Consider the following 19,982-nt stretch of genomic DNA (forward strand, 5'->3'; position numbering starts at 1 on the left):
CGGCCTCAGCCGACCGCGATGTTGTCGATGAGCCGCACGCCGCCGATCCATGCCGCCGCAAGCAGCCGCGCCGGACGGTCGACGGACGCCATCGGCGCCAGCCCGTCCGCCGCCCGCAGCTCGAGATACTCGACCCGCTCGAACCCGGCCGCGAGGATCGCCTCCTCTGCCGTCGCCCGCAGCGCCGCGACATCGCCGCCCCCCAGCAGCCCCTCCGCCATGGCGGACATCGCGCGGTTGAGCCCCGGCGCCGCGACGCGGGCCTCGGCCGGCAGCAGCAGGTTGCGCGAGGACAGCGCGAGCCCGTCGTCTTCGCGCACCGTGGGGCAGCCGACCACCTCGACCGGGATGTCGAGATCCATGGCCATGCGCGTCACCACCTGCAACTGCTGGTAGTCCTTCTGGCCGAAATAGGCGCGGTCGGCGCCGGTCTGCAGGAAGAGCTTGCACACCACCGTGGTCACGCCGTCGAAATGCCCGGGCCGGTGGGCGCCGCAGAGCCCCTCGGTCAGCCCGGTGACCGAAACCGTGGTCGCGAAACCATCGGGGTAGATTTGGTCGGGATCGGGCACGTAGATCACCTCGACCTCGTGCGGCGAAAGCTTCTCGGCGTCCTGCTCCTCGGTCCGCGGGTAGTTCTCGAGATCCGAGGCGCTGTTGAACTGCTTCGGATTGACGAAGATCGTCACGATGACCCGGTCGTTCGCCGCCTTCGCGGCCTCGACGAGGCTCAGGTGCCCGGCGTGCAGCGCGCCCATGGTCGGCACCACGCCGATGCTCTCGCCCGCCCGCTTCCAGGCGAGCACGCGTGCCCGCAGTGCCGATCGGGTGCGAACGATGTCAGTCATGCGCCCTCTCCCGGCCTGGCGTCGGCGAAGACGTGTTCGGCGGCGGGGAAGCGGCGGCTGCGCACCTCCTCGGCATAGGCTGCGACCGCGGCCTCGGCCTGATCGCCCAGCGTCGCGTAGCGCTTCACGAACTTCGGCTTGAAGGCGGTGAAGAGCCCCAGCATGTCGTCGACCACGAGGATCTGCCCGTCGCATCCCGCCGAGGCGCCGATGCCGATGGTGGGAATGGCGATGCCGGCGGTGACCCGGTCGGCGAGCGCCGCGGGCACCTTCTCGAGCACCACCGCAAAGGCTCCCGCCTCTGCCACCGCCACCGCGTCGGCCATGAGCCGGTCGCCTGCGGCGCCACGGCCCTGCACCTTGTAGCCGCCCAGCGTGTTGATCGACTGCGGCGTCAGCCCCACATGCGCCATCACCGGGATGCCGCGTTTCACGAGAAACGCGATCGTCCCGGCCATCTGGACGCCCCCCTCGAGCTTCACCGCCGCGCAGCCGGTCTCGGCCATAAGCCGGGCGGCGTTGCGGAAGGCCTGCTCGGGGCTTTCCTCGTAGCTGCCGAAAGGCATGTCGACGACCATCATCGCCTGCGCCAGCCCGCGCCTCACCGCCCGGCCGTGCAGGATCATCATCTCCATGGTCACGCCAAGCGTCGACTCGAGCCCGTGCAGCACCATGCCGACGGAATCGCCCACGAGCACGAAATCGCAATGCGCGTCCATCAGCTGCGCCATCGGCGTGGTGTAGGCGGTGAGGCTGACCAGCGGCGCGCCTCCCTTCCGGGCGCGGATATCTTCCGGCAGCGGCGCGGTCTTGCGTGCGGTGGCACTCATTGGCGTCTCCTCCTCGGCAACAAGGCTGGCGCCATCTATCAGTCCGCACCGCCATTATCCAGCCCGCCCTTGATCGCATGAGAAAATTCGCCACACTCGCCGCAACCCAGAACGGAGTTTCCCATGGTCCGCACCCGCCCCGTCCTTGCCGCTTTCCTGCTTTCGGCCCAAGCCGCGCTGGCCGCGCCGCCGGACCTCGTGATCGCCCTGCAGCTCGAGCCGCCGCATCTCGATCCGACCTCGGCGGCGGCGGGCGCCATCGACAGCGTGCTCTACACCAACGTCTTCGAGGGGCTGACGAAATTCAGCGAAACCGGCGAGATCGTGCCCGGGCTCGCCGAAAGCTGGGAGATATCGGACGACGCCAAGACCTACACCTTCCACCTGCACGACGGCGTCACCTTCCACGACGGCACCACGATGGACGCCGAGGACGTGAAGTTCAGCCTCGACCGCGCCCGCGCCGAGGACAGCCAGAACGCCCAGAAGGCGCTGTTCGAGGGCATCGCCGAGGTCTCGGTGCTGGACCCGCTCACGGTGCAGGTGACGCTGGCCGAGCCCGACGGCAATTTCCTCTTCAACATGGCCTGGGGCGATGCGGTGATCGTCGCGCCCGAGAGCGTCGAGGGCATCCAGCAGACCCCCATCGGCACCGGGCCCTTCGTCTTCGACCGCTGGATGACCGGCGACCGCATCGAGCTGTCGCGCAACGACGCCTACTGGGGCGAGGCGCCGGCGCTGGCGCACGTGACCTTCCGCTTCATCGCGGACCCGACCGCGGCCTTCGCGGCGATGATGGCGCAGGACATCGACGCCTTCGCGGGCTTCCCCGCCCCCGAGAACCTGCCGATGTTCGAGGCCGACCCGCGCTTCAAGGTGATCGTCGGCACCACCGAGGGCGAGACCATCCTCGCCATGAACAACGCCGAGGAGCATTTCGCCGACCCGCTGGTGCGCGCGGCGGTGGCCCATGCCATCGACCGGCAGGCGATCATCGACGGTGCGATGTTCGGACAGGGCACGCCCATCGGCACCCATTTCGCCCCGCACAACCCCGATTACGTCGACCTGACCGAACTCTCGACCTACGATCCAGAGAAGGCAAAGACGCTGCTGGCGGACGCGGGCTACCCGGACGGCTTCGTCACCACGCTGAAGCTGCCGCCGCCCTCCTACGCCCGACGCGGCGGCGAGATTATCGCGGCGCAGCTGCGCGAGATCGGCATCGACACCGAGATCACCAACCTCGAATGGGCGCAGTGGCTCGAGGAAGTGTTCCGGGGCAAGGACTTCGGCCTGACCATCATCTCGCACACCGAGCCCTTCGACATCGGCATCTACGCGCGGCCGGATTACTACTTCGGCTATGACAACCCCGAGCTTCAGGAGCTGATGGCGACGCTGGGGACCACGACCGATCCGGCGGCGCGTTCCGAGCTGGTGGCCAAGGCCGAGACCATGATCGCCGAGGACCACGTCAACGCCTACCTCTTCCAGCTGGCCTTCCCCACCGTCGCCGACGCGCGGCTCGAGGGGCTCTGGCAGAACCAGCCGACGCAGGCCACCGACCTGACCGGCGTGCACTGGGTCGAATAAGGCGCCCGCCGCCCGGTCAGCGCCTGCGGGCGAGGCCGGGCGGCAACACCGACACCGCGACGCCGCCCAGCACGAGGAGCGCGGCCAGGACGAAGCGCGCGGTCAGCACCTCTCCGAGAAAGATCATGCCGCCCGCCATGGCGATCACCGGCACGGTGAGCTGCGCCACGGCTGCGACCGAGCCCGGGATCTTCGGCAGCAGCGCATACCAGAGCGTGTAGCCCAGCCCCGAGGTCACCGCCCCCGAGATCACCGCGAGCAGGACCGGGGTCAGCGCCCAGTCCGCCGCGACGTGGCCCGCGCCCATCACGCCCAGCTGCACCAGAAGGCCGAGCCCTGCAGCGATCACCATGTTTGCCGCCGCCGCGACCAACGGCACCTCGGCCTTGCGGCCCGCGAGCGAGTATATCCCCCAGCCGAAGCCCGCCAGCAGCATCGCCAGCGCGTGCGGCAGGCTCGGGGCCGTGCCGCCGCCGGGCCAGAGCAGCCAGACCAGCCCGCCGAAGGCCAGCGCCGCGCCGATCCAGCGCCGTGCGGGAATGGCCTCGCCGCCCAGCGCGCCGCCGCCGAACATCGTCACCTGCACCATGCCGAAGAGCAGCAGCGCCCCCGGCCCCGCCGGCATCCCGGCATAGGCAGCCGAGAAGCCGTAGATGTAGAGGAAGAGCCCCGCGACCCCCGCGACCCTGCCGGGGCCGCCAAGCTTCAAAGCGCCGTGGCGTGCCAGCACCAGCACCGCCAGCATGGCGGCACCGGCGAGCAGGCGGATGGTGCCGAAGCTCGTGGCATCGATGCCGCCGCCGGCCAGCGCCGCGCGGTTCAGCAGCGAGTTGGCGGCAAAGGCCGTCATGGTCAGGGCGACCAGCAGAAACAATCGCATCGGCGGGCCTCCCCCTCCCGGTCGCGAGATCACATGGCGACCGTCACTCGGACGGCGTGCCGCTCTCGGCCTGTTCCTTCTTCTTCCGCAGCGCCTCGAGCTTGGCCTTGAGCGCCCCCTTGCGGCGGTTCTGGTAGGCCCGGATCAGCGGCACGGTCAGGTAGTAGGCGACAAGCCCGGTGACGATGCCGGGAAGGATGCCGCCAATCATGTAGGGATAGAAGACCACGTCGTAGAAGACGTGCAAGTTCGACCAATTGGTCGGGGCGCCGGTGAACCAGGCGACGGTGTTTTCCCACAGGTCGCCGCTGGCATAGCTGAAACTGGCGAGGATCGAGCGGTGGTGCGGCTCGTGCCGGTTGATGTCGAGCAGCCAGTAGCCCGTGCGCAACGAGGCGATGGCGATGGGCACGTAGGTGAGCGGGTTGCCGAAGAAGGTGCCCAGAAGCGCCGCGATGATGTTGCCGCGCAGGATCCAGGCAAGGGTGCCGGCGACGAAGAAATGCATGCCGTAGAAGGGGGTGAACGTCGTGAAGACCCCGGCAAAGATGCCGCGGGCAATCTTCTCGGGCGGATCCGGCAATCGGTGGAGGCGGTGCTGGATGTAGCGCGCTGCCCGTGCCCACCCTCCGCGCGGCCAGAAGAACTCCAGCACGACGCGTCCGAAAGGCCGTCTGTCACGGCGTTTGAAGACCAAAGGCCCGTTCCGTTCCTCGGCGACCCGCGGGGGGCCGCGCATTCATTCCGTTACGACCCAAAGGGCCGCGTCTCTGTCCTGCCGACACAGGGGCCGCGCCGCCTGTCGGGCGGCACATGGCTGCGTCGTTGCTCCGGCGACGCAGCGGCGCCGCTATTCCGCTGCCGCCGTGACCGTCGCCTGCGAGGAATCGCGGCGCCGGACGACCGATGCAACGTCGCTTTCAGCCTCGAGCGCCGAGATCACCGAATGAAGGTGCTCTGCATCCCGAAATTCGACATCCATGCGGATCCTAAAGAAGTCGGGTTTACGATCCACGAACTCAAGATCCGAAATATTGGCCAGCCGCTCCCCGATCAAGGTGCAAACGCGGCCAAGGACACCGGCATCGTTTCCGATGGTGAGTTCAAGGCTCACGCCATAGGCAGCGGGGTGCGTCCCCTCGGCCCAGCGCAGGTCGACCCAACGGTCCGGCTGGTCCTCGAAGGCGGCCAGCGATTCGCAGTCGATGGCATGCACGAAGACGCCCTTGCCGCGCTGGGTGATGCCGACGATGCGCTCGCCCGGCAGCGGCTGGCAGCAGCGCGCGCGGGTGAAGCCGGTGCCCGGTTCCAGACCGATGACCGCGCGATGGGCGTCGACCTCGGCCTCGGCGCTGGGGGTGAGGTCGGGATAGACCGCGTGCACCACCTCGCGTGAGGTGATCTCTGCCGAGCCCAGGCGCGCCAGAAGCTCGTCCTTGTCCTCGAGCCGCAGCGTCTGCGCGGCCTTCTCGAGCACCTTGTCGGTGGCCTTCTTGCCGAGATGCTCGAAGGCCGAGCGCGCGAGTTCCTGCCCGAGCTTGATGAACCGCTCGCGCCCGGCCTCGCGCAGCGCGCGGCGGATCGCGGTCCGGGCCTTGCCGGTCGTCGCGATGTCGAGCCAGGTGGCCTGCGGCGTCTGGCCCTCGGCGGTGATGATCTCGACCGACTGGCCGTTCTTCAGACGGGTCCAGAGCGGCACCCGGATGCCGTCGACCTTGGCGCCGACGCAGGCCGAGCCTATGCGGGTGTGGATGGCGTAGGCGTAATCGAGCGGCGTTGCGCCACGGGGCAGCTTCACCACGTCGCCCTTGGGTGTGAAGCAGAACACCTTGTCCGAGTACATCTCGAGCTTCACTGCCTCGAGGAACTCGTCGTGGTCCTGCTCGGCGTCGAACTGCTCGGTCAGCGAGGCGATCCAGCGGGCGGGATCGACGGCAAAGGGGTTCTCGGCGCGCTCGCCGTCCCGGTAGGACCAGTGCGCGGCAACGCCGGTCTCGGCAACCTCGTGCATCTGGCGGGTGCGGATCTGCACCTCGACGCGCTTGCCGTCGCGGCCCGACACCGTGGTGTGGATCGAGCGGTAACCGTTCGACTTGGGCTGGCTGATGTAGTCCTTGAACCGTCCGGGCACCGACCGCCAGCGCTGGTGGATGACGCCCAGCGCGCGGTAGCAGTCCATCTCGTTGCGGGTGATGACGCGGAAACCGTAGATGTCGGAGAGGCGCGAGAAGCCCAGGCCCTTTTCCTGCATCTTGCGCCAGATCGAGTAGGGTTTCTTGGCGCGGCCGAAGACCTCGGCGTCGATGCCGGCCTCCTCGAGCTCGTGCCGCATGTCGCCGGTGATCCGGTGGATGACGTCGCCGGCTTCCTTCTGGAGCGTGATGAAGCGTCGGATGATCGAGGCGCGCCCCTCGGGGTTCAGCACCCGAAAGGCGAGGTCCTCGAGCTCTTCGCGCATCCACTGCATGCCCATCCGGCCGGCGAGCGGCGCGTAGATGTCCATGGTCTCGCGCGCCTTCTGCACCTGCTTCTCGGCGCGCATCGCCTTGATGGTGCGCATGTTGTGCAGCCGGTCCGCCAGCTTCACGAGGATCACCCGCAGATCCTTGGACATGGCCATGAACAGCTTGCGGAAGTTCTCGGCCTGCTTGGTCTCGGAGCTCGAGAGCTGCAGGTTCGTGAGCTTGGTCACGCCGTCCACGAGATCGGCGACATCCTCGCCGAAGCGGTCTGCGATGTCCTTCCACGAGGCGCGGGTGTCCTCGATGGTGTCGTGCAGCAGGGCGGTGATGATGGTCGCGTCGTCGAGCTGTTGCTCGGTCAGGATCGCGGCAACGGCAACGGGATGCGTGAAATAGGGCTCGCCCGAGTGGCGGAGCTGCCCCTCATGCATCGCGCGGCCAAAATCATAGGCCGCGCGGATGAGCTCTTCGTTGGTCTTGGGATTGTAGTTGCGGACCAGCGCAACCAGGTCTTCGGCCGCAATCATGGGCGCGTATCCTTACCTGGCCCGCAAAGGGGCAGGGCCTCAGCTTTCCCCTTGTGCCTCCATCAGGGCGCGCAGGAGCTTCTCTTCCGACATGTCGTCGTCGGCGGGCTTGTCCTGCTCGGCACCCATGAGAAGCGCCATGCTGTCCTCTTCGGGCTCGTCCACCTCGATCTGAGTCTGGTGAGACTCGATGAGACGCTCGCGAAGTTCGTCCGCCGACTGGGTCTCTTCAGCGATCTCGCGAAGCGCAACAACGGGATTCTTGTCGTTGTCACGGTCCACGGTGATCGGGCTACCAGCCGACACCTCGCGCGCCCGGTGGGCGGCGAGCATCACCAGCTCGAAGCGGTTCGGAACCTTGTCGACGCAATCTTCTACCGTCACGCGGGCCATATGCGTATCACCTATCCGGTTTGCCGTCAGAAAGTGAACGTCTAACGCGCAGAGAAACGGAACACAAGGACGATTCGGTCAAACAGGCTTGACTTCGGCGCGCTGCTCGTCCGGCAATGCGGCGCAAAGCTCTCGCACCGTCCGGTCCAGAAGCGGGTGCCGCCAGTCCGGCGCCACGTCAAGGAGAGGGACCAGCACGAAGGCCCGCTCCTGCAGCCGCGGATGCGGCAGAATCAGTTGGTCCGGAGTCTCGCGCAACTGCCGGTCGAGCGGAAGTTCTCGCCATCTGCCTTGGAACGCAGCGTCAGGAAGAACTATTTTTCCGACCGCCAAAAGGTCCAGATCGAGTGTCCGGCTGCCCCATCTCTGCTCGCGCGCGCGCCCGAATTCGGCCTCGACCGCGTGCAGTGTGGCGAGCACTTCCGCGGGCTCCGCGCCCCCCCCGAGGACCGCACAGGCATTGACGTAGTCGGGCCCCGCCCCCGCGGGAAAACAAGGTGTTGCGAAGAAGCGGCTGGTGCGCAGGACGGTCAGCCCGTGGTCGCGCAAACGTGCCAGTGCAGCATGGAGGGTTTCGCGCGGAAGGCCAGTGTCGGACGACAAATTCGCGCCTAAGGCGATCAAGATTTCTTGTCGGAAAGACACAGTTGATCTATCCTCTTGGATATGTTTGCCGGGTTGCAACCCCGGTCGAAAACTTTACTGTTTAATGATTGGGCGTGCCACCCATTTATCACTCACGGACACTCAGGCACGTCCTATTGCTGAAAGGACTTTTTTAATGTTCTACAAGGACGAACGGCTGGCGCTGTTCATCGATGGATCCAACCTGTACGCCGCTGCAAAGGCTCTTGGGTTCGACATCGATTACAAGCTGCTGCGCCAGGAATTCGTGCGCCGTGGAAAGATGGTGCGCGCGTTCTACTACACCGCCCTGCTGGAAAATGACGAGTATTCGCCGATCCGCCCGCTGGTGGACTGGCTCCATTACAATGGCTTCACCATGGTTACGAAGCCGGCGAAAGAGTACACTGACAGCCAGGGCCGCCGGAAGGTCAAGGGAAACATGGACATCGAACTCACGGTCGATGCCATGGAACTTGCTCCGCGCGTCGATCACATCGTGCTCTTCTCGGGCGACGGCGACTTCCGCCCGCTCGTGGAAAGCCTGCAACGTCAAGGCGTTCGCGTTTCGGTGGTATCTACCATCCGCAGCCAGCCTCCGATGATCGCAGACGAACTCCGCCGTCAGGCCGACAACTTCATCGAGCTCGACGAACTGCGTGAAGTCATCGGCCGTCCGCCGCGCGAACAGCAGGCGGAGCGCAACTTCGAGGTTGCGAGCAACGGTAACTGAAGCCCGGGCGCGGTGTTCATGGGGATGAGGGTCCGCGCCCGTGCTATCTGAGGCTGCCGCGCTTGGCGGTCTCTTCCTGGCGGCCTTCGGGGCCGCAACCATACTGCCGTTTCAGTCCGAGGTGATTTTCGTCGGGCTACAGTTGAGTAATGCCGCACCGCTGCCGCTTATCATTCTGGTGGCCAGCATCGGCAACACACTCGGCGCGGTGGTGAACTACGTCCTTGGCCTCTGGCTGGAGCATTTCCGCCACCGCCGGTGGTTTCCTGTTTCCGAAAAGCAACTCGGGAAGGCGCAGCGTATCTATGCCCGCTGGGGCATCTGGACACTGCTGCTGAGCTGGGCGCCGCTGGGCGACGCCTTTACCGTCATCGCGGGCGTGATGCGCACGCACTGGGCGGTATTCCTCGCACTTGTCACCATCGCAAAGACCGGCCGCTACATCGTGCTCGCGCTTGCCACGAACGCCGTGGGCGGAGCGCCCTGAAGCTCACTCGCAGGCTGACGCGCGGGCGTTGATCTCGTTGTGGGTCGCGACCAACTGTTCGGGCCAGGTGCTCTTGATACAGGCCATGACGTCGAGGATCTCGTCCTCGCTCAGTATGTCGCCGAAGCCCTGCATGCTGGACTGGTAGCTGCCGCCACCGTCGAGACCATCTTCGGCATCTCGCTGTCCCCGTCTGTGCAGCCTGACCATTCGAAGATCAGTGCCCGCGCCGCAACCCGCCCCTCCCCTTGACCGAGTCCCGCGATGGCCATCGGCTGGAAGCGGTGCATATTGGCTGAGGGGGTCGACGCCGAACGTCTCAGGGATTACTTCAGGGGCAACAGGAGACCGCCATGACGAACCCCCTCACTCTCTACCTCGCCGCCCCGCGCGGCTTTTGCGCCGGTGTCGACCGGGCGATCAAGATCGTGGAGATGGCGCTCGAGAAATGGGGGGCGCCGGTCTACGTGCGCCACGAGATCGTGCACAACAAGTTCGTCGTGGACGGGCTGCGCGACAAGGGCGCGGTCTTCGTCGAGGAGCTCGACGAGTGCCCGCCCGACCGGCCGGTGATCTTCTCGGCCCACGGCGTGCCCAAGGCGGTGCCCGCCGCCGCCCGCCAGCGCGAGATGATCTACGTCGACGCCACCTGCCCGCTGGTGAGCAAGGTCCACATCGAGGCCGCCCGCCACCACGAAAACGGTCTGCAGATGATCATGATCGGCCACGCCGGCCACCCCGAGACCATCGGCACCATGGGCCAGCTGCCCGACGGCGAGGTCCTGCTGGTCGAGACCGTCGACGACGTGGCCGGTGTCACCGTTCGCGACCCCGGGAAGCTGGCCTTCGTCACCCAGACGACGCTCTCGGTCGACGACACCATCGACATCGTGGCCGCCCTGCGCGCGCGCTTCCCGGCCATCGTCGGCCCGCACAAGGAAGACATCTGCTACGCCACCACCAATCGGCAGGAAGCAGTGAAGGCGATCGCGTCCGACTGCGACGCCCTGCTGGTGGTGGGCGCGCCCAACTCCTCCAACTCCAAGCGGCTGGTCGAGGTCGCCCGCAAGGCCGGCTGCACCTACGCGCAGCTGGTCCAGCGCGCCACCGACATCGACTGGCGCGCGCTCGAGGGCATCCGCACGGTGGGCGTCACCGCCGGGGCCTCGGCCCCCGAAGTGCTGATCGACGAGGTGATCGACGCCTTCCGCGCCCGCTTCGACGTGACCGTCCAGATGGTCGAGGCCGCGCAGGAGAACGTCGAGTTCAAGGTGCCCCGCGTGCTCAGGGAACCTGCGTGACTGCGGCCTGAGGGCCCGTTGACAGGTCGGGCGGGATCGGAAACCTTGCCCTCAAGAACGAGGGAGGAAACGATGCTCAGCCTGCAATTTCTTGTCACGGCGCTGGTCGTGGTGCTCGCACCCGGAACCGGGGTGCTCTACACGCTCGCGATAGGCCTTGGTCAGGGGCGCCGCGCCTCGGTCCACGCGGCACTCGGCTGCACCGCCGGGATCGTGCCGCATCTCGCCGCCGCCATCCTCGGGCTGGCGGCGCTGCTGCACGCCTCGGCGCTGCTCTTCACGGTGGTGAAATTCGCGGGCGTGGCCTACCTGCTGTGGCTGGCGTGGCAGGCGCTGCGTTCGGGCGGCGCGCTCGCCGTGGGCGCCGAGCGGCACCGCGAGAGCGCCGCGCGGATCGCCCGGCGCGGGGCCCTGATCAACATCCTGAACCCCAAGCTGTCGCTGTTCTTCCTCGCGCTCCTGCCGCCGTTCCTGTCGGGCAACCCCGAGACCGCCACCGCCGAGATGCTGCTGCTCGGTGCTGTCTTCATGGCGCTCACCTTCGCGGTCTTCGTGATCTACGGGCTCTTCGCGGCCCACGCCCGCCGCTGGCTGCTCGGCAGCGACCGCGCCATGCGCAGGCTGAACCGCTCCTTCGCGGCGATCTTCGCCCTGCTGGCCGGCCGACTGGCCCTCGAGCGCGCATGACGCCCGCGATCCCCCGCACCGCCCTCTGGCTGTCCGTCGCGGGGCTGCTGCCCTTCCTCTGGGGCGCGCTCACGCTGATGTCCGACACCGCCTACGATCTCGGCTACCAGACCCTCGGCGGGCGCTTCGTCGGCCCTTATGTCGAGCTCGCCTACGGCACCGTCATTCTCGCCTTCATGTCGGGCGTGCTCTGGGGCTTTGCCACCAAGGCGCCCGAGCGGCAGGCGCCGGTGTGCTACGCGCTCTCGGTGATCCCGGCGCTCTGGGCCTTCTTCATGGCGGGCGGCGGGCCGGTGTCGGCGGGCATGAACCTGATCTTCGGCTATCTCGGGCTGCTGGCGCTCGACTGGCAGTTCTGGCGCTGGGGCCTCGCGCCCAAGTGGTGGTTCCGCCTGCGCCTGCCGATGACCGCCGCCGTGGTGCTCTGCCTGCTGGTCGGGGTGACGCTGTGACCGACGACGAGACCCAGCGCGTCTACGCCGAGAAGGCCCTCGACTACGAGAAGCTCCAACCCGATGACCCCTTCCCCTCGCTCCGGGCCTTCATCGCGCGCCTGCCCGAGGGCGCCGAGGTGCTCGATCTCGGCTGCGGGCCGGGCCACGACAGCCAGCACATGGCCCGCGCCGGCCTGCGGGTCGACGCGCTCGACGCCTCGCCCGAGATGATCCGCCTCGCCAACGCACGGCCCGGCGTCACCGCGCGGCTCGGCACCTTCGACGATCTCGACGCGCAGGACCGCTACGACGGCATCTGGGCCGCCTTCAGCCTGCTGCACGCGCCGCGCGACGCCATACCCCGGCACCTCGCCGCCATCGCCCGCGCGCTGCGGCCGGGCGGCGTGCTGGGCCTGATGCTGAAGGAAGGCACCGGCGAGGCCCGCGACCGGCTGGGCCGCTTCTACACATATTACGCCGAGCCCGAGCTGCGCGCGCTGCTCGCCGAGGCGGGCCTGACCGTCGACGGCCTCAGCCGCGGCGAAGGGCGCGGGCTTGACGGCAGCCCCTCGCAGTGGATAAGCGTCGCCGCCCATGCCTGAACTTTTTGCATATACCGACGGAGCCTGCTCCGGTAACCCCGGCCCGGGAGGCTGGGGTGTCCTGATGCGCGCCATGAACGGCGAGTACATCGTCAAGGAGCGCGAGCTCAAGGGCGGTGAAGCCGACACCACCAACAACCGGATGGAGCTTCTGGCCGCGATCAACGCGCTGGAATCGCTGACCCGGCCCACCACCATCACCGTGGTGACGGACAGCGCCTACGTGAAGAACGGCGTGACCGGCTGGATCCACGGCTGGAAGCGCAACGGCTGGAAGACAGCCGCCAAGAAGCCGGTGAAGAACGCCGAGCTCTGGCAGCGCCTCGACGAGGCGCAGCGGATGCACTCCGTGACCTGGAAATGGGTCAAGGGCCACGCCGGCCACCCGGAGAATGAGCGCGCCGACGAGCTCGCCCGCGCCGGCATGGCGCCGTTCAAGCCCGGCGGCAAGTGACCCGGAGGGCGCGGCGATGACCCCGCTCGTGCTGCTCGACTACACCTCGGTGCTGATCTTCGCCCTGACCGGGGCGCTGGTGGCCAGCCGCGCCCAGCTCGACATCGTCGGCTTCGCCTTCCTCGCCTGCCTGACCGCGCTCGGCGGCGGCACGGTGCGCGACCTGCTGCTCGACCGCGAGGTGCTGTGGATCGACAACCCCACCTATCTCGGCGTGGCGACCGGCGCCGCGGTGCTGGTATTCTTCACCGCGCACCTACTGGAAAGCCGCTACCGCGCCATCCTGTGGCTCGACGCCGCGGCGCTCTCGGTCGCGGTGGCAGCGGGCTCCGGCATCGCCCAGAGCAACGGCGCCAGCATCCCCGTGGTTCTGGTGATGGGCGTCACCACCGGCTGCCTCGGCGGGCTGATGCGCGACGTGGTCGCCAACGAGGTGCCGCTGCTGCTGAAACAGGGCGAGCCCTACGCCACCTGCGCCCTCGCCGGTGCCGGCGCCTTCCTCATCGCCGACGCGGCGGGCATGCTGCCCGGCCGCGGGGCGCTGATCGGCGCCATTCTCACCTTCGTGCTGCGCGGAGGCACAATCGCCTTCGGCTGGCAGATCCCGGTCTACAAGGGACGCCCCCCGCGCACCTGACGCAGGCCAAGCTCCATGCCGCCGGCGGCGTCCTCCCCGCAAACGCGGCGGGACCCCTCCCCCGGACGCGCACAGCCGAGCCGCGCCCGCCCTTCCTCTGGCCGGAAATATCCCGGGGTGAATTGGCCGTCAGGCCAAGAGGGGCAGCGCCCCTCCCGGCCCCACCCAAAGCCTCCAGGCTCACTGAAGGTCGGCAAAGGCCTTCCGGAGCCGCGCGCAGGCCTCCTCGACCCGCGACCGCGGGGTGGCGATGTTGAAGCGCAGGAAGCTCTCGCCCCCGGTGCCGAAGGCCGCCCCGTGGTTGGCGGCGATCTTCGCCTCGCCTTGCACCCGGCGCTCGATCTCGGCGGCGTCCATGCCGGTGCCCTCGAAATCCACCCACGCGAGGTAGGTCGCCTCGAGCGCCATCGACGAGATCCCCGGCAGCGCGTTCACCGCCTCGTCGAAAATCTTGCGGTTGCCGTCGAGATAGCCGGTCAGCTCGTCGACCCATGCCGCGCCCTCGGGCGAGCAGGCCGCGGTGGCCATGTGCAGGCCGAAGCTGTTTGGCGACAGGCCGAGCGACGCCATGCGCGCCCCGAACTTCGCCCGGAGCTTCGGGTCTGGGACGATGACGTTTCCGCTATGGGCGCCCGCGATGTTGAAGGTCTTGGTGGTCGCGGTCATCATCACGAGCCGATCCTCGACACCCTCGATCAGCGCCATCGGCACGTGCTTGTGGCCCGGCATCACGAGGTCGTTGTGGATCTCGTCGGAGACCAGGATCAGGTCGTGGCGCTTGGCGAAATCGGCGACCGCCTGAAGCTCGTCGCGGCTCCAGACCCGACCGCCCGGGTTGTGGGGCGAGCACAGCACGAGCACCTTCTCGCGCCCGGTCATCATCGCGTCATATGCCCCGAAATCCATCTCGTAGCGGCCGTCGCGCTGCACGAGCGGGCACTCCACGACCTCGCGGCCGGCGGCTTTGATGATGCGGTGGAAGGCGTGGTAGACCGGGGTGAAGAGCACGATGCCGTCGCCGGGCTGCGACCAGGCGTCGACGCACATTGCGACGCCGTTCACGAGGCCATGCGTGGTGAAGACCCACTCCGGATCGATCTTCCAGCCGTGCCGCGTCTCCTGCCACCACCGGATCGCGCCGAGATAGTCGGACTCGTCGCCGAAATAGCCGTAGATCCCGTGATCGAGCATCTTTTGCAGCGAGTCCTGCACGCAGGACGGCGGGCGGAAATCCATGTCCGCCACCCACATCGCAAGCCCGTCCTGCGGGGAAACGCCGAACAGCGCCTCCATCTTGTCCCATTTCGAGCAATGGGTTCCGACACGGTCGATCACTTCGTCGAAGCGGCTGGTCATGGGGGGTGGTTCCTCTATCACTGACCCGCGCGACGGTGCGGCCGCGCGGCGAACTGTATGTGCGCGAACGCTAGCGCGACGGGCGGCGAGTGCAACCCCCACCCGCTTGCGAAAACCCAGCGATTTGCCTAGATGGATCGCATGAAACGGCCCATTCTCATCCACCCCGACCCGCGGCTCAAGAAGCTCTGCGATCCGGTCGCCGATCTGTCGGACGATCTGCGCACGCTTGCCGACGACATGCTCGAAACCATGTACGACGCGCCGGGCATCGGGCTGGCGGCGCCGCAGGTGGGCATCCTGCACCGGCTCATCGTGCTCGACTGCGCCAAGCAGGACAACGGCGAGACCCCGCGCCCGCTGGTGATGATCAACCCGCGCATCCTCGCGAGCTCGGATGAGCGCAGCGTCTACGAGGAAGGCTGCCTGTCGATCCCCGACCAGTACGCCGACGTGGAGCGCCCCAAGATGGTCGAGGTCGAATGGCTCGACCGCGACGGCAAGCTGCAGAAGGAAGAGTTCGACGGGCTCTGGGCCACCTGCGTGCAGCACGAGATCGACCACCTCGACGGCAAGCTCTTCATCGACTACCTGAAGCCGCTCAAGCGCCAGATGATCACCCGCAAGATGGTCAAGCTCAAGCGCGAACGGGCCCGCCCGTGAGCCTGCGAGAGATCCTGCTCTGGCCCGATGAGCGCCTGAAGCAGCCCTGCGAGACCGTGGCCGACGTGGCCGAGGTCGAGCAGCTGGTCACCGACCTCTTCGAGACCATGTACGACGCCCCCGGCCGCGGTCTCGCCGCGCCGCAGGTCGGCGTGCTGAAGCGGGTCTTCGTCATGGATGCCGGCTGGAAGGAGGGTGACATGGTCCCCCTCGCCTGCATCAACCCCGAGATCGTCGAGGTCTCGGAAGAGACCGCCAGCGGCCCCGAGGGCTGCCTCTCGATCCCCGGGGTCACCGCGCAGGTGCGGCGCCCGGTGCGGGTTCGCATCGCTTTCACAGATCTCTCCGGCACCCGGCAGGAGCGCGACTTCGAGGGCTCCGAGGCCATCGTCGCGCAGCATGAATACGACCATCTCGAGGGGCTGGTGCATTTCGACCGGCTCGACCCGCAGGAGGCCAAGGCCCTGAAGCTCGAATACGAGGCGCAGCAATCGTGACCGCCCGCCCCTGCATCCCGTGGCCCGACAAGCGCCTGCGCACCCCCGCGGCCCCGGTCGAGGCGATCACCGACGAGATCCGCGCGATCTGGACCGACATGATCGACACCATGGAGGCGATGCCCGGCGTCGGCCTCGGCGCGCCGCAGATCGGCGTCATGCTGCGTCTCGCGGTTGTGGATGCCTCTGAGAAGCGGGGCGAGGCCGTTCGCATGGCCAACCCCGAGGTGCTGCATGCCAGCGTCAAGCTGCGCAGCCACGACGAGGCGAGCCCCAATCTTCCCGGTGTCTGGGCCAGCATCGACCGTCCGCGCGCGGTCACCGTCCGGTTCCTCAATGCCGAGGGCGAGATCGAAGAGCGCGATTTCGTCGGGCTGTGGGCGACCTCGGTGCAGCACCAGATCGACCACCTGAACGGGCGCATGTACTTCGACCACCTCAGCAAGGTGAAACGTGACATGCTGCTGCGCCGGGCGAAGAAGGCCCGCTGACGCGGGCCCCTGTGGTCGCCCGATTCAGCCCCGGCGCAGACGCATCAGAAGATCGCGCGAAGGCTCTCCGGTCACCGGCAGGCCGACGCTCGCCTGATAAGACCTGATCGCGGCCTCGGTCTTGCTGCCGAACACGCCGTCCGGCGTACCCACGTCATAGCCCGCCCGGTTGAGCTGCGCCTGCAGATCCTTGCGCTCGTCGATGGTGAAGCCGTACTGGTCGGGCGGGAAGCTCGCCTTCACCGGCCCCGCGCCCAGCAGGCGGTCCGACAGGTGCCCGACGCCCAGCCCGTATTTCTCGGCGTTGTTGTAGCGCAGGATGACGTTGTAGTTGCGGAACACGAGGAAGGCCGGCCCCGACACCCCCGACAGCGCGAGGATCGAGCCGGTGCCGCCCGGCAGCGAGCCGCCGCCCGCGGCGCGGACGCCCATGGCCGCCCATTCCGACGAGGAGCGCCGCACCCCGCGCCCGGTCTGGCCGGCGCTGAAACCTGCGGGCAGGCTCACCTCGAGCCCCCAGGGCTCGCCGCGCCGCCAGCCGCTGCGCGACAGGTAGTTGGCGGTCGAAGCCAGCCCGTCGGTGGGATCCTCGGACCAGATGTCGCGCCGGCCGTCGCCGCGGAAGTCGACCGCGTAATCCTGATAGGTCGTGGGGATGAACTGCGTGTGCCCCATCGCGCCGGCCCAGCTTCCGGTGAGCTGCGAGGCGGTGGTGTCGCCGCGCTGCAGGATGCGCAGCGCCGCCATCAGCTGGCTCTCGAAGAAATCGGCGCGGCGCCCGTCATAGGCGAGCGTCGAGGTAGCCGAGACCACCGGGATGTCGCCGCGGCGCTCGCCGTAGCGGCTTTCCATGCCCCAGACCGCGGTGACGATCTGCGGCGGCACGCCGTAGCGGCCCTCGATCTCCTGCAGGAGCCCGCCGTACTGGCGCAGCTTGCTGCGGCCGGTCGAGACCTTCTCGCCCGAGGCCGCGATGGCGAAGTAATCCTCGAGCGTCCGGGTGAACTCGGTCTGGCTGCGGTCGCGCTTGACCACGCCGGGCAGGAAGCCCGCGTTGCGGAAGGCGGTGTCGAGCGTCGCGGCGCTGATCCCGCGCGACGCGGCCCGGCTGCGGAAGGACGCCACCCAGGCGTCGTAGCCGGCGTTGGGCTGCGGCAGCAGGTCCGGCGTGAGCCCGCCCGAGGGCTCCATCGAGACCCCGCCTCCGCCGCAGCCCGCCAGCAGCGCAAGGGCGCCGCCGCCCATCATGATGTTTCGCCGTGTCACCCGCATTGCCTGTCTCCTGCTTTCTCTTTGCGGGCAGTGTGTCGCGTCGGTCCATGCTCGGCAAGCAGCCGCTTGCGGATCGGCAAGAGACGGCACACCGGGGCCGTCGGGGCCTCAGAACGGCGGCTCGTAGCCGAAATGCGCGACCTCGCGGGCATAGACCTGCCGGACGATCTCGGTGGTCTCGTCGTCATAGTGGTCGGCGATGGGACGGCGCGCGTTGCGGATGCCGCCCTTGGCCCTGATGCCCGAGATGTTGCAGCTGAGCCCGATGCGGCGCCCCGCCTCGGCAAGGTCCTCGTCCAGCCGCTCGTAGCGGCCGACGAAATCCAGCGCGACCTCGTCGCCGATGGCGTAGATCTCCCAGTTGGGCACCAGCGGAGGGCGGATCTGCTCGGGATCGGGGCGCGCCCGGTCCTGCAACCGCAGGAGGTATTCGCGGAAGCTCACCTCGGGGTTCCGGCAGACGTGCAGCCGCCAGTAGTAGTCCGAGACCGCATGGCTCCACGGGTTACGGACGATGCCGAACTTGAAGAACGTCTCCCACTCCTCCGGCGCGAAGGCGCGGACCTCGGCGGCGCGGGCGTGGGCGCCGTGGGTGAAGCCGTGGCAGTCCTGGTAGTGCCGCTTGGTGATCCGGTTGACCGCCTCGGGAGACAGCTCGAACCGGCCGGTCTCGCGCATGTGGCGGAAAGAGCGGCGCAGCAGCATCCGGGGTTCGTGCAGGGAAGTCAGCAGCGCGCGACGGTTGATCCCGGACCCGGCGGCGAACGCCTCGGGCCAGCCGCCGAGCTGGATGTCCTGCGGGCCGAGATGGCGGCTCAGAAGCGCCGTCACCGAGCTTCCCGCGGTCTTGCGGGAGTGCATGAAGATGAACTTGTGCCGGTAACTGATGATCACGCCCGGTCCCTGCGCACCCGAGTTGAGATCTCGGCAGGCGTGCGGCGAAGCACGTGAAATCAAAGCCTTGCACGAGAGGTTCGGGGGGAAGGTTACACGGCGTCTGGCCGGGTTTCAACGACGCTCGCCGACATCGCGCCGACCTCGTGCCGGGCTTTTCGACCCGCGCCGGTGGCGCGCGGTCCGAGGCATGGCCGGGGGCTCTGGATCGGCCCCCGGCAACCGGGTCAGCCGTTGAGGCCGGGGAAGTTCGCCAGCTCGGCGTTGCGCTGGTTGCGGCGGCGTTCGGAGGCACCCTCGAGAAGCTCGAAAACACAACCTGCGGCGATGATGACGACGAGTGCTCCGATGTACATGTTCAATCCTCCGTTGGGCGCTTGCTGTTGTTGCTGCCGGTCTCTTCCGTCCCGGCGTCGCTGTTCGCCTAACCCTTATGACTGCGTTAACCAACAAATCGTACCGCGCCTCTGGACACTCGAATGGCGCACCGGTGGGGCTCTCCTACCCTTTGGGATAGGCCGCCTCGCCCACCGCCCCTCGGCAAAGCCGAACGCCTCGAAAATCAGGCATCACCGCGTTGAAAATAAGGCATTTGTGTGGCGTGTCGGCCGGGTTTTCAGAAGCGCGAATTCCGCTCGATCACCCAGAAGGCGGCGGTGCTTCCGGTCCCGTAGCTGCCCGCCCGGGTCAGGGCCGCGCGATGGCCGGCGACCAAGGCCACCGGTCGGCGCAGCAGCGCGCCCACCCCAAGCACCAGCACTCCACTTCTGACCGGCGTTGTTGCAGAACGGCGGCCTGAGGCGAGAGTGGCCCTTTCCCGTTCAGGCTCAGGCCACGCGGACGGGCTCGGCGGTGCCGGGCGCGTTGAAGCGATTGATCAGGGCGACCCGGATGTGGATTTCAGCAGTTTGGCGATCGGGATCCTGCGCGGCGAAGGGCTCTGTTGCACAAATCGCGTGAGGTATTCATCTCGTGAATCCAACGTGGTAGCCGGGATGCATGAGCAGACCCATACCCGCGACCTACAGGACCAGGAACTGGCCAGCCTATAACGAAGCGCTCAAGCGCCGGGGTTCGCTGACGATCCACTGACCGGCAGTGCATTGCGCAGCAATGTCACGAGAGGTTGGTTCGACCCTGAGATGAGCTGGGATGGCGCGGCGACAGGCCGGCGTGGCCGACAGCAGACCTACAGCGATGCCGCTATCCAGACGTGCCTTTCGATGAAGGTTTTGTTCGGCATGGCGCTCCGGCAGACAACCGGGTTCGTCGAAAGTCTGCTGCGACTGGTCGGCCTTGACTGGACGGTGCCCG

25 protein-coding genes and 2 pseudogenes are annotated in these 19,982 nt (G+C 67.8%); 13 read left to right on the plus strand and 14 right to left on the minus strand.

Features of this window, described 5'->3' with window-relative positions; genetic code table 11:
- Positions 1–5 precede the first annotated feature (5 nt).
- A complete protein-coding gene (gene panC / locus BLQ77_RS22795; protein ID WP_089963062.1) occupies positions 6–848 on the minus strand; it encodes a pantoate--beta-alanine ligase in 843 nt (280 codons plus the stop codon).
- Positions 845–1,678 (minus strand): 3-methyl-2-oxobutanoate hydroxymethyltransferase, encoded by an 834-nt coding sequence (gene panB, locus BLQ77_RS22800; RefSeq protein ID WP_089963064.1) that lies wholly within the window; start codon positions 1,676–1,678, stop codon positions 845–847. Before panB ends, panC begins: the two co-directional genes overlap by 4 nt.
- Before the next feature lie 123 nt (positions 1,679–1,801).
- On the opposite strand from panB, the gene BLQ77_RS22805 reads away from it, so the two are divergent.
- Positions 1,802–3,274, plus strand: a complete 1,473-nt coding sequence (locus tag BLQ77_RS22805) for an ABC transporter substrate-binding protein (protein ID WP_089963065.1) — start codon at positions 1,802–1,804, stop codon at positions 3,272–3,274.
- Between the two features lie 16 nt (positions 3,275–3,290).
- Here BLQ77_RS22805 and BLQ77_RS22810 read toward each other — a convergent pair whose 3' ends face one another.
- The 5 genes from BLQ77_RS22810 to folK form a co-directional block, all read right to left on the minus strand.
- Positions 3,291–4,154 carry a DMT family transporter gene (locus BLQ77_RS22810; protein ID WP_089963067.1) on the minus strand — a complete coding sequence of 288 codons (864 nt, stop codon included), beginning with the start codon at positions 4,152–4,154 and terminating at the stop codon, positions 3,291–3,293.
- Positions 4,155–4,197: 43 nt separating this feature from the next.
- The gene (locus tag BLQ77_RS22815) at positions 4,198–4,851 is read right to left on the minus strand and encodes a DUF2062 domain-containing protein (protein ID WP_008885274.1); all 654 of its coding nucleotides are present in this window, start codon (positions 4,849–4,851) and stop codon (positions 4,198–4,200) included.
- Between the two features lie 153 nt (positions 4,852–5,004).
- A complete protein-coding gene (locus tag BLQ77_RS22820; RefSeq protein ID WP_008884397.1) occupies positions 5,005–7,143 on the minus strand; it encodes a RelA/SpoT family protein in 2,139 nt (712 codons plus the stop codon).
- A gap of 39 nt (positions 7,144–7,182) precedes the next feature.
- Positions 7,183–7,536, minus strand: a complete 354-nt coding sequence (gene rpoZ / locus BLQ77_RS22825; protein ID WP_008885085.1) for a DNA-directed RNA polymerase subunit omega — start codon at positions 7,534–7,536, stop codon at positions 7,183–7,185.
- 78 nt (positions 7,537–7,614) lie between these two features.
- The gene (gene folK, locus BLQ77_RS22830; protein ID WP_242661824.1) at positions 7,615–8,181 is read right to left on the minus strand and encodes a 2-amino-4-hydroxy-6-hydroxymethyldihydropteridine diphosphokinase; all 567 of its coding nucleotides are present in this window, start codon (positions 8,179–8,181) and stop codon (positions 7,615–7,617) included.
- 136 nt (positions 8,182–8,317) lie between these two features.
- Between folK and BLQ77_RS22835 the strand changes: the two genes are divergently transcribed.
- Positions 8,318–8,893 carry a LabA-like NYN domain-containing protein gene (locus BLQ77_RS22835; RefSeq protein WP_008886053.1) on the plus strand — a complete coding sequence of 192 codons (576 nt, stop codon included), beginning with the start codon at positions 8,318–8,320 and terminating at the stop codon, positions 8,891–8,893.
- Positions 8,894–8,933: 40 nt separating this feature from the next.
- Complete coding sequence (locus BLQ77_RS22840) at positions 8,934–9,380, plus strand: YqaA family protein (RefSeq protein WP_089963070.1); 447 nt, start codon at positions 8,934–8,936, stop codon at positions 9,378–9,380.
- A 3-nt stretch (positions 9,381–9,383) separates the two neighbouring features.
- Here BLQ77_RS22840 and BLQ77_RS22845 read toward each other — a convergent pair whose 3' ends face one another.
- The gene (locus BLQ77_RS22845) at positions 9,384–9,590 is read right to left on the minus strand and encodes a hypothetical protein (protein ID WP_089963072.1); all 207 of its coding nucleotides are present in this window, start codon (positions 9,588–9,590) and stop codon (positions 9,384–9,386) included.
- Positions 9,591–9,733: 143 nt separating this feature from the next.
- On the opposite strand from BLQ77_RS22845, the gene ispH reads away from it, so the two are divergent.
- The 6 genes from ispH to BLQ77_RS22875 all read left to right on the plus strand — a co-directional run bounded on the left by ispH (position 9,734) and on the right by BLQ77_RS22875 (position 13,495).
- Positions 9,734–10,681, plus strand: a complete 948-nt coding sequence (ispH, locus tag BLQ77_RS22850) for a 4-hydroxy-3-methylbut-2-enyl diphosphate reductase (RefSeq protein ID WP_089963073.1) — start codon at positions 9,734–9,736, stop codon at positions 10,679–10,681.
- 72 nt (positions 10,682–10,753) lie between these two features.
- Positions 10,754–11,368, plus strand: coding sequence for a LysE family translocator (locus BLQ77_RS22855; protein WP_089963075.1), 615 nt, complete (start codon positions 10,754–10,756; stop codon positions 11,366–11,368).
- Positions 11,365–11,820: a DUF3429 domain-containing protein gene (locus BLQ77_RS22860; RefSeq protein WP_008886242.1), complete on the plus strand. Its 456-nt coding sequence runs from the start codon at positions 11,365–11,367 to the stop codon at positions 11,818–11,820. The genes BLQ77_RS22855 and BLQ77_RS22860 overlap by 4 nt, the downstream gene beginning before the upstream one ends.
- A complete protein-coding gene (locus BLQ77_RS22865) occupies positions 11,817–12,404 on the plus strand; it encodes a class I SAM-dependent DNA methyltransferase (RefSeq protein WP_089963076.1) in 588 nt (195 codons plus the stop codon). Before BLQ77_RS22860 ends, BLQ77_RS22865 begins: the two co-directional genes overlap by 4 nt.
- Positions 12,397–12,858: a ribonuclease HI gene (rnhA, locus tag BLQ77_RS22870; RefSeq protein WP_089963078.1), complete on the plus strand. Its 462-nt coding sequence runs from the start codon at positions 12,397–12,399 to the stop codon at positions 12,856–12,858. The genes BLQ77_RS22865 and rnhA overlap by 8 nt, the downstream gene beginning before the upstream one ends.
- A 16-nt stretch (positions 12,859–12,874) precedes the next feature.
- Positions 12,875–13,495, plus strand: a complete 621-nt coding sequence (locus BLQ77_RS22875) for a trimeric intracellular cation channel family protein (protein WP_089963080.1) — start codon at positions 12,875–12,877, stop codon at positions 13,493–13,495.
- A gap of 180 nt (positions 13,496–13,675) precedes the next feature.
- Here the strand turns inward: BLQ77_RS22875 and BLQ77_RS22880 are convergent, their stop codons facing one another.
- Positions 13,676–14,851 (minus strand): MalY/PatB family protein, encoded by a 1,176-nt coding sequence (locus tag BLQ77_RS22880; RefSeq protein ID WP_089963082.1) that lies wholly within the window; start codon positions 14,849–14,851, stop codon positions 13,676–13,678.
- 141 nt (positions 14,852–14,992) lie between these two features.
- Between BLQ77_RS22880 and def (BLQ77_RS22885) the strand changes: the two genes are divergently transcribed.
- Genes def (BLQ77_RS22885) through def (BLQ77_RS22895) form a run of 3 tightly spaced genes read left to right on the plus strand, consistent with a single transcriptional unit; the run spans position 14,993 to position 16,502 of the window.
- Complete coding sequence (gene def / locus BLQ77_RS22885; RefSeq protein WP_040384207.1) at positions 14,993–15,514, plus strand: peptide deformylase; 522 nt, start codon at positions 14,993–14,995, stop codon at positions 15,512–15,514.
- Positions 15,511–16,011: a peptide deformylase gene (def, locus tag BLQ77_RS22890; protein WP_089963083.1), complete on the plus strand. Its 501-nt coding sequence runs from the start codon at positions 15,511–15,513 to the stop codon at positions 16,009–16,011. The genes def (BLQ77_RS22885) and def (BLQ77_RS22890) overlap by 4 nt, the downstream gene beginning before the upstream one ends.
- Positions 16,008–16,502: a peptide deformylase gene (def, locus tag BLQ77_RS22895; RefSeq protein ID WP_089963085.1), complete on the plus strand. Its 495-nt coding sequence runs from the start codon at positions 16,008–16,010 to the stop codon at positions 16,500–16,502. Before def (BLQ77_RS22890) ends, def (BLQ77_RS22895) begins: the two co-directional genes overlap by 4 nt.
- A gap of 24 nt (positions 16,503–16,526) precedes the next feature.
- Here the strand turns inward: def (BLQ77_RS22895) and BLQ77_RS22900 are convergent, their stop codons facing one another.
- The 5 genes and pseudogenes from BLQ77_RS22900 to BLQ77_RS28265 form a co-directional block, all read right to left on the minus strand.
- Complete coding sequence (locus BLQ77_RS22900; RefSeq protein WP_089963086.1) at positions 16,527–17,774, minus strand: lytic murein transglycosylase; 1,248 nt, start codon at positions 17,772–17,774, stop codon at positions 16,527–16,529.
- 108 nt (positions 17,775–17,882) lie between these two features.
- Positions 17,883–18,668: a sulfotransferase family 2 domain-containing protein gene (locus BLQ77_RS22905; protein ID WP_089963088.1), complete on the minus strand. Its 786-nt coding sequence runs from the start codon at positions 18,666–18,668 to the stop codon at positions 17,883–17,885.
- Positions 18,669–18,895: 227 nt separating this feature from the next.
- A complete protein-coding gene (locus BLQ77_RS29725; protein ID WP_264187694.1) occupies positions 18,896–19,024 on the minus strand; it encodes a hypothetical protein in 129 nt (42 codons plus the stop codon).
- A 260-nt stretch (positions 19,025–19,284) separates the two neighbouring features.
- Positions 19,285–19,428: a hypothetical protein gene (locus tag BLQ77_RS28905; protein ID WP_165617182.1), complete on the minus strand. Its 144-nt coding sequence runs from the start codon at positions 19,426–19,428 to the stop codon at positions 19,285–19,287.
- 67 nt (positions 19,429–19,495) lie between these two features.
- Positions 19,496–19,609: pseudogene (locus tag BLQ77_RS28265) on the minus strand (IS5/IS1182 family transposase); the annotation flags it as partial.
- A gap of 58 nt (positions 19,610–19,667) precedes the next feature.
- Between BLQ77_RS28265 and BLQ77_RS22910 the strand changes: the two are divergent.
- A pseudogene (locus tag BLQ77_RS22910) lies at positions 19,668–19,982 on the plus strand (transposase); the annotation flags it as partial.

The sequence above is a fragment of the Salipiger thiooxidans genome (genome assembly GCF_900102075.1).
GTDB lineage: Bacteria > Pseudomonadota > Alphaproteobacteria > Rhodobacterales > Rhodobacteraceae > Salipiger > Salipiger thiooxidans.

Coding starts and splice junctions, on each gene's coding strand:
- BLQ77_RS22835 (WP_008886053.1), top strand. CDS start 8,318: ATGTTCTACAAGGACGAACGGCTGGCGCTGTTCATCGATGGATCCAAC.
- BLQ77_RS22855 (WP_089963075.1), top strand. CDS start 10,754: ATGCTCAGCCTGCAATTTCTTGTCACGGCGCTGGTCGTGGTGCTCGCA.
- panB (WP_089963064.1), bottom strand. CDS start 1,678: ATGAGTGCCACCGCACGCAAGACCGCGCCGCTGCCGGAAGATATCCGC.
- BLQ77_RS22845 (WP_089963072.1), bottom strand. CDS start 9,590: ATGGTCAGGCTGCACAGACGGGGACAGCGAGATGCCGAAGATGGTCTC.
- rpoZ (WP_008885085.1), bottom strand. CDS start 7,536: ATGGCCCGCGTGACGGTAGAAGATTGCGTCGACAAGGTTCCGAACCGC.
- panC (WP_089963062.1), bottom strand. CDS start 848: ATGACTGACATCGTTCGCACCCGATCGGCACTGCGGGCACGCGTGCTC.
- BLQ77_RS22900 (WP_089963086.1), bottom strand. CDS start 17,774: ATGCGGGTGACACGGCGAAACATCATGATGGGCGGCGGCGCCCTTGCG.
- BLQ77_RS22805 (WP_089963065.1), top strand. CDS start 1,802: ATGGTCCGCACCCGCCCCGTCCTTGCCGCTTTCCTGCTTTCGGCCCAA.
- BLQ77_RS22875 (WP_089963080.1), top strand. CDS start 12,875: ATGACCCCGCTCGTGCTGCTCGACTACACCTCGGTGCTGATCTTCGCC.
- BLQ77_RS22820 (WP_008884397.1), bottom strand. CDS start 7,143: ATGATTGCGGCCGAAGACCTGGTTGCGCTGGTCCGCAACTACAATCCC.
- BLQ77_RS29725 (WP_264187694.1), bottom strand. CDS start 19,024: ATGTACATCGGAGCACTCGTCGTCATCATCGCCGCAGGTTGTGTTTTC.
- rnhA (WP_089963078.1), top strand. CDS start 12,397: ATGCCTGAACTTTTTGCATATACCGACGGAGCCTGCTCCGGTAACCCC.
- def (WP_040384207.1), top strand. CDS start 14,993: ATGAAACGGCCCATTCTCATCCACCCCGACCCGCGGCTCAAGAAGCTC.
- BLQ77_RS22810 (WP_089963067.1), bottom strand. CDS start 4,154: ATGCGATTGTTTCTGCTGGTCGCCCTGACCATGACGGCCTTTGCCGCC.
- BLQ77_RS22880 (WP_089963082.1), bottom strand. CDS start 14,851: ATGACCAGCCGCTTCGACGAAGTGATCGACCGTGTCGGAACCCATTGC.
- ispH (WP_089963073.1), top strand. CDS start 9,734: ATGACGAACCCCCTCACTCTCTACCTCGCCGCCCCGCGCGGCTTTTGC.
- BLQ77_RS22860 (WP_008886242.1), top strand. CDS start 11,365: ATGACGCCCGCGATCCCCCGCACCGCCCTCTGGCTGTCCGTCGCGGGG.